Annotated in this window: 17 protein-coding genes, 1 pseudogene and 1 riboswitch; all 18 genes and pseudogenes read right to left on the bottom strand. The window is 32.0% G+C overall.

From position 1 onward, the window contains the following. On the bottom strand, window positions 1-591 hold the full coding sequence (cbiT, locus tag ABV008_RS12730; RefSeq protein WP_352420208.1) for a precorrin-6Y C5,15-methyltransferase (decarboxylating) subunit CbiT: 591 nt from the start codon (window positions 589-591) through the stop codon (window positions 1-3). Further along, window positions 584-1,204 carry a precorrin-6y C5,15-methyltransferase (decarboxylating) subunit CbiE gene (cbiE, locus tag ABV008_RS12725; RefSeq protein ID WP_352420207.1) on the bottom strand — a complete coding sequence of 207 codons (621 nt, stop codon included), beginning with the start codon at window positions 1,202-1,204 and terminating at the stop codon, window positions 584-586. Before cbiE ends, cbiT begins: the two co-directional genes overlap by 8 nt. Then, a complete protein-coding gene (gene cbiD / locus ABV008_RS12720; protein WP_352420206.1) occupies window positions 1,201-2,316 on the bottom strand; it encodes a cobalt-precorrin-5B (C(1))-methyltransferase CbiD in 1,116 nt (371 codons plus the stop codon). Before cbiD ends, cbiE begins: the two co-directional genes overlap by 4 nt. 9 nt (window positions 2,317-2,325) lie before the next feature. Further along, window positions 2,326-2,946, bottom strand: coding sequence for a precorrin-8X methylmutase (locus tag ABV008_RS12715; RefSeq protein WP_352420205.1), 621 nt, complete (start codon window positions 2,944-2,946; stop codon window positions 2,326-2,328). Window positions 2,947-3,036: 90 nt separating this feature from the next. After that, window positions 3,037-3,552: a cob(I)yrinic acid a,c-diamide adenosyltransferase gene (locus tag ABV008_RS12710; RefSeq protein ID WP_352420204.1), complete on the bottom strand. Its 516-nt coding sequence runs from the start codon at window positions 3,550-3,552 to the stop codon at window positions 3,037-3,039. A gap of 15 nt (window positions 3,553-3,567) precedes the next feature. Continuing rightward, the gene (locus ABV008_RS12705) at window positions 3,568-4,926 is read right to left on the bottom strand and encodes a cobyrinic acid a,c-diamide synthase CobB (protein WP_352420203.1); all 1,359 of its coding nucleotides are present in this window, start codon (window positions 4,924-4,926) and stop codon (window positions 3,568-3,570) included. 181 nt (window positions 4,927-5,107) lie between these two features. After that, complete coding sequence (locus ABV008_RS12700) at window positions 5,108-5,884, bottom strand: ABC transporter ATP-binding protein (protein WP_352420202.1); 777 nt, start codon at window positions 5,882-5,884, stop codon at window positions 5,108-5,110. Between the two features lie 17 nt (window positions 5,885-5,901). After that, window positions 5,902-6,654, bottom strand: coding sequence for an AIR synthase related protein (locus tag ABV008_RS12695; RefSeq protein WP_352420201.1), 753 nt, complete (start codon window positions 6,652-6,654; stop codon window positions 5,902-5,904). Window positions 6,655-6,664: 10 nt separating this feature from the next. Beyond that, a complete protein-coding gene (locus ABV008_RS12690; RefSeq protein WP_352420200.1) occupies window positions 6,665-7,177 on the bottom strand; it encodes an ECF transporter S component in 513 nt (170 codons plus the stop codon). Between the two features lie 28 nt (window positions 7,178-7,205). Next, complete coding sequence (cobS, locus tag ABV008_RS12685) at window positions 7,206-7,940, bottom strand: adenosylcobinamide-GDP ribazoletransferase (RefSeq protein WP_352420199.1); 735 nt, start codon at window positions 7,938-7,940, stop codon at window positions 7,206-7,208. Window positions 7,941-8,004: 64 nt separating this feature from the next. Further along, entirely contained in the window at window positions 8,005-8,559 is a 555-nt protein-coding gene (gene cobU, locus ABV008_RS12680) for a bifunctional adenosylcobinamide kinase/adenosylcobinamide-phosphate guanylyltransferase (protein WP_352420198.1), read from the bottom strand. A gap of 9 nt (window positions 8,560-8,568) precedes the next feature. Continuing rightward, on the bottom strand, window positions 8,569-9,609 hold the full coding sequence (locus ABV008_RS12675) for a FecCD family ABC transporter permease (RefSeq protein ID WP_352420197.1): 1,041 nt from the start codon (window positions 9,607-9,609) through the stop codon (window positions 8,569-8,571). Between the two features lie 22 nt (window positions 9,610-9,631). Next, window positions 9,632-10,873 (bottom strand): helical backbone metal receptor, encoded by a 1,242-nt coding sequence (locus tag ABV008_RS12670; protein WP_352420196.1) that lies wholly within the window; start codon window positions 10,871-10,873, stop codon window positions 9,632-9,634. After that, window positions 10,857-11,939 (bottom strand): threonine-phosphate decarboxylase CobD, encoded by a 1,083-nt coding sequence (gene cobD, locus ABV008_RS12665; protein ID WP_352420195.1) that lies wholly within the window; start codon window positions 11,937-11,939, stop codon window positions 10,857-10,859. The genes ABV008_RS12670 and cobD overlap by 17 nt, the downstream gene beginning before the upstream one ends. 64 nt (window positions 11,940-12,003) lie before the next feature. Next, window positions 12,004-12,963: an adenosylcobinamide-phosphate synthase CbiB gene (cbiB, locus tag ABV008_RS12660; RefSeq protein ID WP_352420194.1), complete on the bottom strand. Its 960-nt coding sequence runs from the start codon at window positions 12,961-12,963 to the stop codon at window positions 12,004-12,006. A 160-nt stretch (window positions 12,964-13,123) separates the two neighbouring features. After that, window positions 13,124-13,846, bottom strand: a pseudogene (locus ABV008_RS12655) (cobyric acid synthase); the annotation flags it as partial. Between the two features lie 244 nt (window positions 13,847-14,090). Next, window positions 14,091-14,272, bottom strand: a riboswitch (cobalamin riboswitch). Between the two features lie 200 nt (window positions 14,273-14,472). Further along, entirely contained in the window at window positions 14,473-16,578 is a 2,106-nt protein-coding gene (locus ABV008_RS12650) for an S-layer homology domain-containing protein (RefSeq protein ID WP_352420193.1), read from the bottom strand. Window positions 16,579-16,662: 84 nt separating this feature from the next. Continuing rightward, window positions 16,663-17,664 (bottom strand): aminopeptidase, encoded by a 1,002-nt coding sequence (locus ABV008_RS12645; RefSeq protein WP_352420192.1) that lies wholly within the window; start codon window positions 17,662-17,664, stop codon window positions 16,663-16,665. Window positions 17,665-17,789 lie beyond the last annotated feature (125 nt).

Raw genomic sequence — 17,789 nt, 5'->3', positions numbered from 1 at the left:
TTACCTCTTATCAGCAGATACAATGTATATTTGATTTTGAGACTCCATCATAGTTAAACTGCCTATTGCCCTTCCTTTAGCTATAGATACACTTGTAACTTCCATATTATCAAACTCGCTTGACTTCATAAGCTCTAATGATTTGTACAAATTTTCTATTGTAATGGCATTGGACACTATCCTGCCACCTGGTTTCAAATTGTGTGTTACCCACTCAAATATACTTATTATATTTCCTCCAGTTCCTCCTAGGATTACTTTATCAACTTTTCCTATTTGAGATAATACATCTGGAGCTACTCCCTCTATTACATCTATATTATTCACGTCAAAAATACTGATGTTTTCATTAATAAGCTGTACCCCTTCTTTATTCTTTTCTACTGCATATACTTTTCCCTCATTAGCAACTAAGGCAGCTTCTATAGATATAGAACCTGTACCTGCACCTATATCTGCTATTACATCTGTATTTCTTAGTCTCAATTTACTTATAGTAATTGCCCTTACTTCTTCCTTAGTCATAGGCACTTTTCCACGTTTAAATAAATTATCAGGTATACCTGATGTAGCATACGTCCATCTACTCATTGCTTATCACCACCACGCAAATATGGTATTCTTTTTTCTCGGCAAATTGTTCAATACTTCCTTTGGTTATTCTTTCATTTTCGTATGATAAATTTTCTCCTACATACATGTTCTTTTCATTGATTCCATTTATTAATAGCTCCGAAGCTATTTTACTTGGAGTCCACTTATTATCAGTAAGTAGTCCTACCTTGTCATATTCTTTAGCTTTTTTAACGAATTCATTTTCTCTACCATGTAAGCTTCCTAAATAAGCATCTTCCCAGCTTTGTCCTATTCTTGCAAACATATATTGCATAGAGCTAATACCTGTTATTACATCTAACTCCTCAGCCCCGAAATGCTTCTTTAAATATCTAAGCATACTATAAAATCCTGTATCTCCTGAAACTACTACAGATACTTTTTTACTTTCTCTATTTTCTTTTATAAACTCTATCATCTGAGAAAGGTTATTTCCTACTATAAAGGTGATTTTTCTACTTACATCAATGCTTTCGAGATTTCTCTTTCCTGCAATTATTATATCTGACTCATTTATAATACTTAGTGCCTTAGGCAATATATAATCAGGATGACCTGGTCCTAGTCCAACTACTGATATTTTGTTCATATCTTAAATTCCTCCAACATTAACCTGCCATTGTTGCACATGCCTACCATCCCATGCTTTAAAGAAAAAATTAATGTTCCAAATTTAATTTGGTTATAAGCTCTTTCTTCACATTTTCTGCTTATCTTTTGCGCAATGAAATCAAATACATTTTCCATATTATTAAGTAAAATAAAGTCTATAGCTTCTTCTGTAGTATTACTCTCCATTATTTGCTTTACAAGCTGTTGAGGCGCTCCAAGTAAGGCACAATTTGCTGCAAGAGTTTCAAGTCTGCCGTCTGCCACTTTGCTATGAGTGTTAAATATTCCAGCAGCAACTTTAATAAGCTTTCCTATATGTCCTACAAAAAAAATCTCTTCTATCTCATACTCAACTGCTTTATCTATCATAAATCCTATATAATTACTAGTCTTAATCAATACCTTTTCATCTAGAGAATGTTTTAATCCAAAATCCTTTCCATAGTTTCCTGGTGAAAAGATTATTCTTTTAGCTCCCTGTTCCTTTAATATAGATAGTTCTAGCTCTAATGAGCTTTTAAGTGCTTCCTCTGACATAGGCTCCACTATTCCTGATGTACCTATTATAGATATTCCTCCTTCAATACCCAGCTTAGGATTGAAGGTTTTTTTAGCTATTTGGACTCCCTCAGGTGCAAATATTTTAACATCAACACCCTCTCCATCAGGAATTACCTTGCCAACCTCTGCTAAAATCATCTCTCTAGGTACTGGGTTTATAGCATATTCTCCAACTGGTATTGACAATCCTGGCTTAGTTACTATGCCTATACCTACACCACCTGTTAAGTTTATCTTCTTTTCATGGTTTCTAGTAACCTCTGCATATATTTTTAAACCGTCAGTAGAATCTGGATCATCTCCTGCATCTTTTTCGATACAACAAGTTGCACTACCAGGACTAAATGATGGTTCTTCAACTTTAAGTTCAAGCTTCCATCCCTTAGGAGTATCTATTTCTATAGAGTCTAATATTCTTTGAGAAAAAAGCATTTTAGCAGCAGCTTTAGAGGCTGCGGTTGCACAAGAGCCTGTAGTATATCCGTATCTTAGCTTTTTACCATCTTTTATAATATACTTCTCTAACATAGCCTAATCCTATATCATATATAGAAAGGCATTGATTATTGCTGTTGCAACAGTACTTCCGCCTTTTCTGCCTCTAGTTATTATATATGGTACGCCTAAATCTCTAATAGATTCTTTAGACTCTGCTGCTCCAACAAATCCTACAGGTACTCCTATTATCAAATCAGGTTTTGCCTTTCCTTCTTCTATCAACCTTTTTAAAGTAAACAATGCAGTAGGTGCATTGCCTATTGCAAATATTCTTATGTTTTCATCTGATACTGCTTTTTCTAAGGCTACCATAGATCTAGTAATGCCAGTTTTTAAAGCCCTTTCTGTCACATCTTTATCGTGAACAAGATTGAATATTTGAATTCCATACTTAGAAAGGCTTTTTTTATTTACTCCACCTATAATCATTTGGGTGTCTGCATATATAGAGCAGCCTTCCTTTAGTGCTTTCTTTCCTGCTTCAATAGCCTTTGGATGAAACTCAAGTATATCAGCATATTCAAAGTCTGCAGTAGTATGGATTACTCTTTTAACTATCTTGTCTATACTTTCTTCAAACTTTTTTTCTCCCAGTTCTTCTGTTATTATTTCAAAGCTTCTACGCTCTATCTCTTTAGGATCTTTTACATATTCTTCCAAAGCTAATCTTCCTCCTCATTTTCCTAATTACTAACAGCTTTAAGATACACCAAAGAAAGCACAATCTATAAACGTAGCTACTAGTCGCTATCAGTTCTCTATTCCTTTTCTAGCTTGTACTCCCTGTCTATAATAGTGTTTTATCTCATTCATTTCAGTAACTAAGTCTGCAAACTCTATTAGTTTTTCTTCTGCATATCTGCCTGTTACTATGACTTCTACATGAGGAGCTCTATTTTTTATAACAGCTATAGCTTCTTCTGCAGTAAATAGATTATAGAATATAGCTATATTTAATTCGTCTAATACAACTACATCATATTCTCCCTCTGATAAAATTCTTCCGCAGGTTTCCAGTCCATCTTTAGCCAATCGTATGTCTTCTTTAGTAGGTTTGTTAAATATAAAACAGTTTCTTCCAAATTGGTGTATTTCAAAGTTTGGTAATATGTTTTGACTTTTAAGCTCGCTATACTCCATACCCTTTATAAATTGTCCAAAGTATACCTTCTTTCCAGCACATACTGCTCTAAGTGACAACCCTAAAGCAGCTGTAGTTTTTCCTTTCCCGTTTCCAGTATATATATGAACATATCCATTATTCATTTACTCCCCTCCAGTCTATAATTTTTTATACTCTAAACATTTATTTAAAAACTCTTCTAGAAAACTTAAATTGCTATAGAAATGAACATGGGGATAACCTGCCACTACATTATTCTTTACTAATCCACATTTCCATTCATCTATTAACTTTTCCCTATACTTAGTTACATGATAGTAGTATTCTAAATCACTATTTTCTTCTATACATGATCTATGGAACTCATGGGCACGGGTTTCTAATCCTGTTCTAGTATCAATATTTACATAACCAAAACGATTTAATCTTTTAGTCATCATAGATTTAGTACCAAAGAATCCAACCATATTGTAATAATGTCCTTGTAAATCTACTATTCCTTCTGTAAGGTACATTAACCCTCCACACTCTGCATAAGCAGGAAGGCCACTTTCAAGTAACGCTTTTATATCTTCTCTCATGGAGATATTTTCTTCCAACTTCTCTGCAAACATCTCTGGAAAGCCTCCGCCTATATAAAGACCGTCTACTCCAATAGGTACATTAATATCATTTACAGGACTAAAAGGTAAAAGCTGGACTCCAGCTTCCTCCATTAGCTGCAAATTATGCTGATAATAAAAGCTAAAAGCAGTATCCATTGCAATACCTATTTTAAGTCCTTTATATTTCATAAAAATTTCTTTAGCAGGATTTTCTATAGGCTCTATATCTTCCATCTCTGCAATATCCTCTAAAGTCTTTAAATCAATATGTTTTTCTATAAGCTCTACTAACTCATCTGTTTTTTTCTTAAGTCCTTCTACTTCATCTGCAGGTATTAAGCCTAAATGCCTGCTTTTCAAAGATATTTCCTCATTTTTTGGTAAATATCCTAAACACTTTATACCTAAATCTCTTTCAACAACAAGCTTAAGCATTTCATAGTGTTTTTCACTAGATACTTTATTAAATATTACGCCTTTAACTTCTACATCTTTGTCATACATCATGTAGCCCATTACAAGAGCTGCTACACTTGTAGACATGGCTTTAGCTTCAACTACTAATATTACTGGGGTTTTTGTAATCTTAGCTACATGAGCTGTACTTCCATTACTTTTATCTATTCCAAAACCATCATACATTCCCATAACACCTTCAATAATAGATATGTCCATGTTTTGATTGCCTTTGTTGAACAAATACCTTATAGTATTGCTGTCTAAAAGCCAACTATCTAAATTATATGAAGGATTTCCAGTAACAAATTTATGAAAGCTAGGATCTATATAATCTGGTCCAACTTTAAAAGGAGCTACCTTTTTTCCTCTCTTAGTAAGTGCTGCCATTATTCCTAAGCTTACTGTAGTCTTTCCGCATCCGCTATGAGTTCCTGATATTACTACTCTTTTCATAAATTTTCCTCCTAATTGCCTCTCTTTTTCTCCAGTTTCAATAGATACCTTTTCCGTTTTTAGTTTCTAGATTCCATATTTGATATTTAATGGCAATTTGGACCAAGTATTTTTTAGCTAATCACCTAACCATCTCTAAACTGGTATAATATAAAATTATAAAAGCCTGACCCCTAAACTGCTAAACTGGTATAATATATGGGGTTTTGTCTCCATTTCTTTTTAATATATCTACTTTAATATCGTATACATTAGATATGTTTTCTTGAGTTAACACCTTTTCGGGAGTATCCATTGTTTTAATTTTTCCTCTATCTAATAAAATTAAATAGTCACTATATCTTCCTGCAAGGTTAATATCATGCAATGTCATTATAATAGTTAGTTTATTTTCTTTATTAAGCTTTTTGCATAGCTCTAGTATTCCTACTTGATATTTTATATCTAAGTTAGATATTGGTTCATCTAGTATAAGTATTTCTGGCTGTTGAGCAAGAGCTCTAGCTATCATAACTCTTTGCTTTTCTCCACCACTTATTTCATTGATGCTTTTATCTCTTAATTCCCAGATGCCTGTATTTTGCATAGCTTCTTTTGCAATATCTATGTCTTTCTTGCTTTCACTTTTAAATCTTCCTATATATGGAAACCTGCCCATAAGCACTACATCCAAAACAGAAAAATCAAATTGAATATCTGGGCTTTGATGGACAACAGCAATTATTTTTGCCAGTTCCTTATATTTAATGTTAGTGACATTTCTATTATTTATTATAATCTTTCCGTTATCAGGCTTTAATATATTGCAGATATTTTTCAGAAGAGTAGTTTTACCAGAACCATTTGGTCCTAATATACTAACAAAACTACCCTTCGGAATATTTATATCAATATTCTTCAATATTTCATCAATATCATATTTGAAAGTTAGGTTTTCAATAAGAACAGCAGTATTCATGATATGCACCTCAAAAATTAATTTTCTATAAATCTTCCAATTTTCTCAACAGGTATTGGAAAGTTGTTTTTCAAGTTATTATACTCTTTTTCATTTATTGAAATAATGGCGCAGGTTGCAGGTCCTGCTGATTTCTCTATGTCTAATGACATTTCATCATCTAGGCAAAATCCTAATCCATTTGTTCTTGCCATTTCTTTTAGTTCATGCAGTATTCCTTTCGAACCTACTGGCAATATTTCATAAACATCTGGATTGTGTTTTAGCTCTAAAAGGTGTGGAATCGATAGTACTTCTCTACCCTTGTCTTTTATTACTTCGTTTCCTACCTTTGGAATTCCAACTACTACCGCTAATGTATTTGCAATAGTTTTTGGTGGATTCCAACTTTTCTTTTCTATTATCCCTATTATAGTAAGTCCTATGCCAGTTTGGTATGCTGGAAAATTTTCTTCTGTGCTTCCAGTTATTATTTCAGTGTTAGGGAAATTTAAAGGCTCAGTTGCACGTTTTATTCCCTCAATTATTCTTTTCCCAGTGTTATCCATCTCTACTGATAAGGTATTTACTATGGTTATAGGCTCTGCTCCTATAGCTAATATTTCCATAAGAGCTACTTGTGCAGTAAAATAGCCTACTATGTCTGGCTCTACTTTTACTATATCCATTTCTTTATTCCCTATGGCTCCTGCAGAGTCACAAGCTATAACCATAATCTGATCATTGTTTATATCTATAAAGGTCAAATCTCTAAATTTGGATATATTCATAATATCAGTCCTATTTAATTCTCATATTTAATGCTTTAAAAACAAATAGAGCTAAAAGTACATTAGCTGCTGATGCTAGTGTAAGAGGTATGATAACTACACTAAAAAGAGGCCAGCCATTAAGCGGAAGTCCTAATATAATTGATAAAGGCACTACAATCAATGCTGATATAGGTCCATTTAGAGCTATAGCAACAATTGATGCAATAATGCCTCCACTTTTTTTATATATAACACCAAACAAATAAGCAAATAAGGCCATCTCTATAACAAGAAATAAGTGCATAGGTAATGTCAATGGAAATCCACTTGTTAGTGCTGTAAGTAAATGCCCAAGTCCTGCTACAATAGCTCCTGCCAATGGTCCTAAGAATAAAGCTGCAAAAAACCCTGGCATAGAATCAAATGCAATACTTCCACTTATTTTTATCATTGCCCCTACTGCTGATAAACCAATAAGCATCCCACAGTAAGTTAGTTTTGTAATATTGCTTTTATCATGTGAAGCATCTGTTCCCTTCATTTTTATACCTCCAGTTTTATTAAATATTTTATAAAATAATTGTCATTAAAAGATATGCAAAAAATATGAAGATTCCTTGAGCTAGTTCTACTATAAATCCTATGGTATCACCTGTCATTCCCCCTATTTTTTTATTTATGCTTTTAGTTAATATATATATAGCTAAATACGTAAAGGAAAGTATAACTAATCCCTGCAGTCTAAGTAACAAAACTACTGGAATATAACTAACTATGGCCGCATATATTGTTTCTTTTACTCCACAATTTTCAATAAATGCTTTTCCCATTCCCTGTCCTTCTCTAGCATATTTACTAATTGATGCTGATAAAATAGCAGCACTACGTCCAACTACAGGAACTATTATGATGAGTCTTATATCTATATAACTTGTGAATACTAAATTCCATATTAATAGAAATAATATTCCAATGACTCCAAAAGTCCCTATTCTACTATCTCTCATTATCTCAAGAATCTTTTCTCTATTTCTATTGCTAAATATGCCATCAAAAGTATCTGCCAATCCATCTATGTGAAGACATCCAGTTATCCATAAATAAGTAGCCCATGATAATAAGGCTATGACAGGTCCGTGGAGAACATTTTTTAAAAAAACAGGAATGCACATAGCAGCTCCTATTATCAAACCAATAATTGGGAAGAATTTTATTCCTTTAATTAAATCCTTTTCATCGTATTCGTAATTATACCTTATTGGTATCCTTGTAAAAAAAGTTATCATTAATAGTAAGCTTTTCATATACAACCTCATTTCTTAGAGATCCTTCACTACGTTCAGGATGACAGCTTTTTATCACTCTTCTCTACTTAATCTTTAGTGGGATGCCTGACACTGTTAAGTAAACCTCATCAGCCTGTTTTGCTAGATATTGGTTTACCCTGCCAGCAATATCTCTAAATATATTACCTAATCTAAAGGAAGGTACTAGCCCCATTCCAACTTCATTAGTTACAATAATCAGTTTCTTTTTATACTTTAGTACTATATTTAGTAGTTCTTTAACTTCCTTAAATATTTTCTCTTCTAGAGAATCGACTTGTTCCATAGAGCAATTATCAAAATCTACTCCACTTTCCAAAAGAATATTTGAAACCATAAGAGTCATGCAATCTAAAAGAACCAAATCAGATTTTAGAAAATCTTTCTCTTTTTCTAATTCCAAGAAATCCCTATATTTTTCGATTGTAGCCCAATTACTAGGTCTTGAAGCTCTATGTTTTAATATTCTATCTTTCATTCCTTCATCAAAAGCTATAGCAGTAGCTATATAAACTATTTTTTTACCTAATTCTTTAGCTTTATTCTCTCCCAAATTACTTTTCCCACTTCTAGCTCCACCTGTAATTAATATAATCATCTTATCACCTCATATCAACTTCCTATTCTTTGATTTTCTCAATAAATATAAGAAAAAGGGGCCACCGAATATGGATGTAATAACTCCTACTGGTATCTCTACTCCTGGTACTAAAGTTCTAGCAAGAGTATCACTTAATAATAAAAACATACCCCCGCCAATGGCTGAAGCTGGTAACAGTATTTTATGGTCAGCCCCGAATAATAACCTAAATAAATGAGGAATTATTATGCCAACAAAGCCAATTATTCCGCTAACAGCTACTACACAGGCTGAAAGTAGAGATGCTAATATAAGTATGAGCTTCTTTACTAGTTCTACATTGACACCTATGTTTTGAGCATCTTCTTCTCCCATGGCTATGGCGTTCATTTCTCTTGAGAGTGACATTAGTATCACAAGTCCTACTACTACAGGTCCTATAATAATGGCTATTTGCTTCCAACTTGCCGCATTAAAGCTTCCCATGGTCCAAGCTATTATTTTATCTAATTCATTGTGATTAAATATCATCATTATAGATATTCCTGATGAAAGAATAGAACTCATTACTATCCCTGCTAGAAGTATGGATGTAGTAGATATTTTATTTCCGGTTCTTGCTAATGTATAAACTATTAATGTAGTTGCCAATGCCCCAATAAAGGCAAATATAGATGTAAGTCCAAAGCCTAAAAGGCTTTGACTTAGTCCTAATACAAGTCCTATAGTTGCTCCAAAGGCAGCTCCAGATGAGGTTCCCATAACATATGGATCTGCCATTGGATTTTTAAATATTGCTTGATATGAGCTACCTGCAACTGATAACACGCTACCTACTAAAGCAGCAAGTAGTATTCTCGGGAGTCTTATATTAAGTATAATAAATATATTAGATTCCTTTATATTGCTTATATCAACTTTTGAACTTAAAAAGCCAATTTTATTTAATAATATTTTTATTGTATCTACTAATGGTATGCCTATTGCCCCTACTGTAATAGAAAACAATATGGCTAGAATTAGTAATATTATTAAAATTATAATTTTAATTTTATTGTTTTTTCTCATTAGATTTCACACTCTTTGTATTTTAAAAACTAAGCTTATTGCCTATATTGTCATTAAATGCTTTTACAAGAATCTTTAATCCTTCTTCAATTAATCTAGGTGAAGGACGGCTAAAAATATCTTCATTTACAACTTTAAATTTATTGTTCTTAACAGCCTTTAATATTTTATAATTGTCACTACCCTTCATAGTATCATAATAAAATTGTGCTCCAATGATGATATCAGGGTTTTTGTCTATTAGCTTCTCTAAACTGTATTTCCAGCCTGTCACATCATCTGCTACATTTATTCCACCAGCTATTCTAATTAACTCAGCCAAAAATGTATCCTTTCCAGCAGTATACTCACCATATTGTCCTGTACCTACTACATAATAAGCAGTTGGTTTGTTTTTAATTTTATTAGTGTACATCTTCACTGTCTCTACTTTTGATTTCATGCTTGAAACTAATGCTCTTGCTTCATAGTTCTTATTTACAATAGCTCCTAGCTTAAGTGTATAATCATACATTTCATCTAGTGTTTTTGGTGATTCTTTAGCAACTATTGCTATCTTAGCTGTTTGAAGTTTTTTCAGTACTTCTTCCTTATAGTGGGTAGCTGCTATTACAAGATCTGGATTTATATCGATTATAGTCTCAATACTTGGTTCTGTCATATTACCTACTTCTTTAATAGCTGAAACATTTTTCGGATAGTTACAATATTGAGTTCTACCCTTAACCTTACTTCCTGCTCCTATTGCAAATAATGTCTCAGTTACGTCTGGTGCTAAAGAAACTATAGTCTTAGGCTCTTTTGCTACAGTATATTTAGTTCCGTTACTTTCTAATGTTACAGGGTAAGATATGTTTTTTTGCTTATCAACCTTTATTCCATTTATGCTTTTATCCCATTTAACATCATAGCCTAGTGTTTCAAGAATAAATCTAAGTGGCAAATATGCTTCTTGACCATTCTTATATGACTTTGAATCTGTTGTAAAGTCTGTATTGTTTACTTTAACTTTATTCGTATTTAGTGTAAATCTAAACTCTACTTCTTTATTTTTTACTATTGCAATACTTTGATTTAGTGTAAAGTCTAAACCAAGACTTTTTAAGCTACTTCCTGCTACAAAAGTTCTACCTTCCTTTAATTCTGTAGTTAAAGATTTAGTTTTTCCATCAATCTTGATGCTAGATGACGATGCAAATACTAGTCCTGAGAATAAGGCTGTTATTAAAACTGTTATTAATAATAATCTAGTTATTTTTTTCATTTTGTCTACCTCCTGAGTTTTCGTTTCCCATATATTTTCGTATTTCTGATATAATCTTAATATTATCTTCTCTCTTTCTTACGGCTATCCTTATGTATTTATCTGATAACCCTTGGAAATTATCGCAATTTCTTACGAATATTTTTTTGCTTAATAAGTATTCTATTAATGAATCAGAATTAAATCTAAGAAGCTTGATTAAGAAAAAGTTTGTTTCACTTTTAATTACCTTGATATTCGATATATTCCTTAATTCATTGTATAAAAACTTTTTTTCTTCAGAATACCACTTTTGAGTGTTTTTCAAATATTTACTATCATCTAGAAGTACTGGTATACCCTTAAGAGCAAGACTATTTAATGTCCAAGGTTCTTTTATTTGATTTAGTTTAAATATAATAGCTTCTCTTCCAATACCATATCCTAGCCTTAGACCTGGAACTGCAAATATTTTAGTCATTGATCTAAGTATAAATATGTTATACTCATCAATGAGGGAAATACATGAGGTTTTATCAGTGAAATCTATAAAGGATTCATCTATAAATAAATATGCATTTATTTCTCTAAGCTTATCTAATACTGGGATTAGCTCTTTACTTTCTGTAAACACTCCAGTGGGATTATTAGGATTACAGATAACTAGTACATCTGGCTTTATATCATCTATTTTAGAAACAAGCTCTTCTATTTGTATAGCAAAATCCTTTTCCTCTTTAGTATAGTAATCATATATACTACTTCCTACCAGCCTAAAAGCTTTACTGTATTCGGTAAATGTAGGCTTTACAATAAGCACTTTTTCAGGCTTTAGACTTCTAGCAAATAAATATATAAGCTCTGTTGCACCATTGCCTAGTATAAGATTTTCATTTTTTAGGCCCAAGTGCTGAGCTAAGACTTCTTTTCCACTTGCTCCGTCTATTTCAGGGTATCTTACCATTTCTTCAAGCTCTTTTTTGAGATTTTCTATAAGTGTTTCAGGCACTCCTAGAGGGTTTATATTAACGCTAAAATCCATTACTTCTTGGTGATTTTTCCCATAATATCCGCCGTGTTTGTTCATTTGTGCATTTCTCCTTGTATTTAGATGAGCATAAATAATTTTTATCTTTCTTTAGTAAATAAGTTTAGTTTATATTCAATATAATTATCATACAAGCTGCCAAAATTAGTTCTGCTCCGTACATTATTTTTATAGTATCTTTAATATGGTCTGGATTTAACTCCTTATGAGCGTCGCCTATTGTTGGTTTATACACCTCTTGTCCAAAATAGGTGTTTGTACCGCCAAGCTGTATTTCAAGAAGTCCTGCAACTGCTGATTCTGGGTATCCACAGTTTGGGCTTTTATGATTCTTTTTATCTCTCATAAGTATCTTTAGCCCTTTTTTACCATCATATCCCAAAACCGTTCCAGATAATATCATCAACATACTTCCAAGTCTTGCAGGTATCAGATTAGCAATATCATCAAGTTTAGCCGATGCATAACCTATCTTTGTATAAGGCTCCTGCATATATCCCACCATAGAATCTAGAGTATTTATTGACTTATATAAAAGAATGGCTTGAACTGGAATATTGAAATATAAGCCTATTCCTAAATAAAAGAGGGGAGCGAGAACTCCATCAATGGTATTTTCAGCTACAGTTTCAATAGCACCTCTTATAATTTCCTCGGTATTTAATTGGCTAGTATCTCTTCCTACTAGGTAAGACAGCATCTGTCTGCTTTTTGCTATGTCATTTGATTCTAAGGCATTGTATACCTTCATAGTCTCTACTTCTAGACATTTGGCAGCTAATAAGGAATATACTAGGTATATTCCTAGGACCGTTTTTAATAATGGATGAATTAATTTTGCTACATCTAGTACTAGGGTAAATGATAATAAAACAATAGTTATAGTTGCCCCAGTTAATATAAAACCTCCTACTTTTAAGTCCAGTCCTTTTATACTTCTTATAAGCTTTTCGATTTTTTTTATAACTGCCCCTATGAAACGTACTGGATGAGGCCAATTAGGTGGGTCTCCTAAAATATAATCTGATGCTATTGATGCAATTAAGATAATACTATTAATCATTTTAAATCCCCATTATTTCTTTAATCTTTTCTATGTCAACACTCTTTCTAGCTGTGTCTGCAAGTCTTTCAAATTCTTTGTTTCTTAGTTCTCTAATTTCCTGTTGAAGACTTAAACTAGTCCCTTCTTGGTTCATGCTTAATGACTGGACTGTTTTTTGCCCTTCATTATAATCATTCTTAGTAACTAAGCTATCTTCCTCTTCTAAATTCACCTGCATATAAGGGACTATCCCAAGACAAGGCTTATTTACTAGCTCTTCAATCATCTTAATTCCTGGCTTTAATAGCTCCACATCACCTCTGAACTTGTTTATTATAAAACCCTTTATTCTTTTTCTTTCACTTTCTGACATTAGCATAATAGTGCCATATATTGATGCAAACACTCCACCCCTATCTATATCTCCTATAAGGATTACTGGAGCGTCTACTAATTCTGCCAAACCCATATTAACAATATCATTTTCTCGTAGATTAATTTCAGCTGGGCTGCCTGCTCCTTCAATTACTATTGCATCAAAGGATGAAGCTAATTTATCATAGGCCTCTTTTACAATGCCCTTAAGTTCTGTTTTTTTATTATGATATTCTGATGCAGTCATGTTTTTATAAGGCACTCCATTTAATACTACTAGACTGCCAATATCACTCATAGGTTTTAACAATATAGGATTCATGTTTTCAGTAGGCTCTATCATTGCAGCCTCTGCTTGCATAGCCTGCGCTATAGATATTTCCTTATTACCTTTTATGAGAATAGAGTTCGAAGACATATTCTGTGATTTAAATGGAACTACCTTATAGCCATCTTGCTTTAATATTCTGCATAGTGTTGCAGTCAATATGCTTTTACCTACCGATGAAGCAGTTCCTTGAAGCATTATATTTTTTGTCAATGTATCACCTCTCTATTAGATTTAAAGTAGGTCATTTTCCACAGTCTCGCTACACAAATTTATTTGTTCGCTATCGCTCACATAAATTTGGTGCTCGCCCAGTTTGACCTACCTACGATTCTTTCGGAAAAGCATCCGAAACAATCGGGTTAGGTCATAAAAAAAACACATAGGGTGCCCTATGTGTTAATTTCATATAATGAAGTTAACATGCTCCCCTCCGGAACAGTTAGTTGCTGGTTTCATGGCAGGTTTCCTGACTCACAGATCACTTTACTCTCTTCTCCTTCCCAGTTTCCTAGTGGACAACAGAAGATTTCATCCCTGTATACAGTAGCGGGGGCTGTAGAGGATTTACACCTCTTTCCCTTTTAACTTCTTTATAGAAGCACCCTGAAACTATTAAGTTTTCTAATCACTCTTAGTATATTAGAATGATGTTTTTTTGTCAATAGCAAAAGAAATCCTTCGCTAGATTTCAAGGCGACAAAATCCTAGCGAAGGATCTCATATTACATGACATTATATGGAGGTTATAATTCTCAATTATTGATTTTTAATTCTAACTAACTCTATTGGTTGCATATAGCTTTACAATATTCTATCTCTAATTAATTTGCATTGAGTAAATTATAAATCACAACTGCTGCTTGCTCTCTAGTCATATTAGCCTTAGGATTAAAACTATTATTTTCTCCTTCAATTATTCCCAAGCCCGTGGTTATTGCAACGTATCCTTTAAGCTCTGAAGTTATCTTGTCAGAATCCTTAAAGCTTAATTTGTAAATATCATTTATATCTGCTACTTTTTCATATCCTAACACTCTTACAATAAACTTTGTAGCCTCTTCTCTAGTAACTGTTGCTTCAGGTGATTTTTCATTTTCTTTAACTATCTTTTCATTAATTAGATACTTATACAGCTTTTCAACAAAATCTTTGTCTTTGTCAGAGATATCATAATAGTAGTTATTAGCTTTTAACATCAAATATAGAAAATCCTTTTGTTTTATATTTTCTTTAGGATTAAATTTATCACCAGGAAGTGAAATTCCATACTTCGCCAATGTTTCTATTTGCAATTTTGCATAACTATCTTCTATATCACTGTATTGAGAAACCGTGTTTTCCTTATATGGCCTATTAAATCCGTATAAGAGTTCTCCTGTAAAGGCATCTATATTTAGTGGTTTATCTTTTTTTATAACATAAACAAGCTTAGCATTTTGCTCTTTTTCCTGCTCATCATATGGTACATTTTCATCCTTCATATACTGAAGCTCCATACCTATTCTGTTATATAGAATATCATATGCTTCATCTAGCTTAATGACTTTATCTGCTGATGGAAGCTGACCTTTATACCAATTATAATCATAGCTTGTGATTTCGCCTGTTACTGCATCTATATTTAAGTTAAATCCATTTCCTTGGAAATATGCATTACCTACTTTTCTAATAAATGAAAAATAATGTTGTCTAGGCTTTTCTTCTGATAATGGTCTAAATATTGGCTCGTCTATTTCCATAAGTTCTATTGAATTAAATTTATCTCCTTGTACTTTCTTAATAAATTCTTCAGCTTTATTTTGTAGCTGTTCTCTATCGTATTTTACAGCCTCTTTTTCTGAATAAGGAATATATTTATAAAAGTTTTTAAGTTCTTTATTTTTTGCATCTATAGATATACTAATACTACTATCTTCTTTATTTCCAAAATGCATATTCCACACAAAATCATTCTTATTGTACCATTCAGTATATAGATTTATGCTATTTAGCTTATATTCACTACCAATTTGCAAAATCTGTCTTGCAGTTTTTTCAGCTTCTTCCTTGCTAATTATATCCTTAGCCTTTGACACTGCTTCTAGTTCTTCAGGAGAAAGACTTATGCTATCATCAGCTTTACCTTTAGCCATTTCATTAGCAACTTCTCGATCATATCCATATCTTAAATAATAATGAAAGCTTATAGTTTCTCCAGTTTTTGCATCAATTGCTTTATCATTATTTAAGCTTGTGTAAACTATATAAGGAGTATATTCTCTATTACCATATTCAAGCTTATATACTAGCTTTAATCCTATTTTATCAGCATAGGCTTTTTTCGCATCTTCTATTCCAATTATGACATCTTTATCATCAAATTTAAGATTTTTATCCCAATAGCAATCATAGCTTTGTACTTCTCCAGTTGTATTGTCTACATTCACATATATGTTATTTTGATAGAAAGGTACATCATTTTCTAATCTATAATAATTGTAGTAATAAACTCTAGCATAGACATTTAAAGGTTCACTATTTTCTATATATTTCACTTTATCTAATAGCTCAGGATTTACCTTTTTTAAGAAATTATTTGCAATCTCTAATCCGTCTTCTTTATTGATTTTAGGAAGAGCATTATTATCCCTTTCAATATTATAGTTATATTTATAATAGCTCTTCACCATTCCATCAGAGTCAATAGTTACTTCTAATCCCCCTGATTTTTCTGTGCTATCATACCATCTTAAATAATACTCGATTGTAGACGAATTACCATTAATGTGGTATTCAAATTTATCGAAATCATTTGTAATATTAAATAGTGTTTTCGCTTTTTTAATAGCACTTTCTAGTTCTTTGTCGTAACCTTCAAGAGCACTTACTGGTAAAACAAAAGTAAGAAGCATTAATAGAGTTATAAATAAACTTATACTCCTTTTCACATAAAACCCTCCCATTTAATCTAATAGTTATATTTAAGACGTATTATTAAAAATGAAAGTTCCATAATAATGAAAAATATTAGATTAAATAAAATTTACTTTATCACTATTAAACACAAAGTCCATATGGAATGAGCATTCATTTTCCCCGCCAAAAAGGTGGTTCATTCCTAAGGCTATGTGATAAGTTCCTAAAGCCTTTTCATCAATCAATGTAAAGCCTATGAATTCTTTAATTCTAGGATTAAGCCCAATACCAAACTCAGAGAGAATTCTATGGTTCTCTGGTAAGGAATTAAAGAATTTCTCAAGTTGCACTGAAGAACATTTAACAAGAAGCCCATCTCTAAAAGTCATGAGCACTTTCTCATATTTCTGCCCATTTAAGATAATTTGAGAAATTAGCAATTCTCCATTACTGTTACTTTCTATAGGTGCAATATAGATTTCTCCTGGTGGGAAATCACCACAACCATCATCTACATACCATTGTCTATTACTAATATCTAACTTTAACAAGTATTTTTTCCCTGTAAATATCTCAATGCTTTTCTTATTCTTGAGATTTTCTACCCTATCTTTGCAGGCCTTCTTCAATTCGTAAAAATCTACAGATAAAGCATTACATAATGAGTCTTTGTAAATGTTATATTCTATACCAGCATTTAAAGCATTTATTTCTGTAGGCACATTTAGCTGTATATAATATTTCTTATTATTAGTCAATGAATTAAATAATTCAGATAAATATTCCCTAAACATAGGAATCTCTTCTTTTGATATCCCCTTTGGTAAGCTTGGTGTGTACATAAATATATCTACTACATGTTCAAAAGAAGATAGAAACTCAAAATATACACTAGGAACCTTTTCTTCGCTTCTGATTAAATTGAGAATTATTTTTTCAAAAAATTTTTTTGAAGAATGGTTCTTAAAAAGAACAATTCCTTTTTTACTTAAGTTTTCTGCAATTAAATCTAAAATTTCTAGGTCTTCATTATCGCCCCAGAAATTTAATAAAACAAAATCCCCTTTTTTAAATGGAAATCCTTCACAAATATTTGGAATAAGGTCTATAAAATCCATACTACTCCCTCCTAATTATTTTAATTTGATGTATATCGAATTATATTTTAACATTAAAGTATAATAAAAGCAATCTATTTTTATGTATATAGAAACATTTTTTATAATTTGATTATATATCTATT

The sequence above is a fragment of the Proteiniborus sp. genome (genome assembly GCF_040308045.1).
Lineage (GTDB): Bacteria > Bacillota > Clostridia > Tissierellales > Proteiniboraceae > Proteiniborus.
This window is presented reverse-complemented; position numbering and strand designations above follow the sequence as displayed.

Bases quoted from the DNA above. Each gene is read 5' to 3' on its own strand.
- cbiT (WP_352420208.1), bottom strand. From the start codon at position 591: ATGAGTAGATGGACGTATGCTACATCAGGTATACCTGATAATTTATTT.
- cbiE (WP_352420207.1), bottom strand. From the start codon at position 1,204: ATGAACAAAATATCAGTAGTTGGACTAGGACCAGGTCATCCTGATTAT.
- cbiD (WP_352420206.1), bottom strand. From the start codon at position 2,316: ATGTTAGAGAAGTATATTATAAAAGATGGTAAAAAGCTAAGATACGGA.
- ABV008_RS12710 (WP_352420204.1), bottom strand. From the start codon at position 3,552: ATGAATAATGGATATGTTCATATATATACTGGAAACGGGAAAGGAAAA.
- ABV008_RS12705 (WP_352420203.1), bottom strand. From the start codon at position 4,926: ATGAAAAGAGTAGTAATATCAGGAACTCATAGCGGATGCGGAAAGACT.
- ABV008_RS12700 (WP_352420202.1), bottom strand. From the start codon at position 5,884: ATGAATACTGCTGTTCTTATTGAAAACCTAACTTTCAAATATGATATT.
- ABV008_RS12695 (WP_352420201.1), bottom strand. From the start codon at position 6,654: ATGAATATATCCAAATTTAGAGATTTGACCTTTATAGATATAAACAAT.
- ABV008_RS12690 (WP_352420200.1), bottom strand. From the start codon at position 7,177: ATGAAGGGAACAGATGCTTCACATGATAAAAGCAATATTACAAAACTA.
- cobS (WP_352420199.1), bottom strand. From the start codon at position 7,940: ATGAAAAGCTTACTATTAATGATAACTTTTTTTACAAGGATACCAATA.
- cobU (WP_352420198.1), bottom strand. From the start codon at position 8,559: ATGATTATATTAATTACAGGTGGAGCTAGAAGTGGGAAAAGTAATTTG.
- ABV008_RS12675 (WP_352420197.1), bottom strand. From the start codon at position 9,609: ATGAGAAAAAACAATAAAATTAAAATTATAATTTTAATAATATTACTA.
- ABV008_RS12670 (WP_352420196.1), bottom strand. From the start codon at position 10,873: ATGAAAAAAATAACTAGATTATTATTAATAACAGTTTTAATAACAGCC.
- cobD (WP_352420195.1), bottom strand. From the start codon at position 11,939: ATGAACAAACACGGCGGATATTATGGGAAAAATCACCAAGAAGTAATG.
- cbiB (WP_352420194.1), bottom strand. From the start codon at position 12,963: ATGATTAATAGTATTATCTTAATTGCATCAATAGCATCAGATTATATT.
- ABV008_RS12645 (WP_352420192.1), bottom strand. From the start codon at position 17,664: ATGGATTTTATAGACCTTATTCCAAATATTTGTGAAGGATTTCCATTT.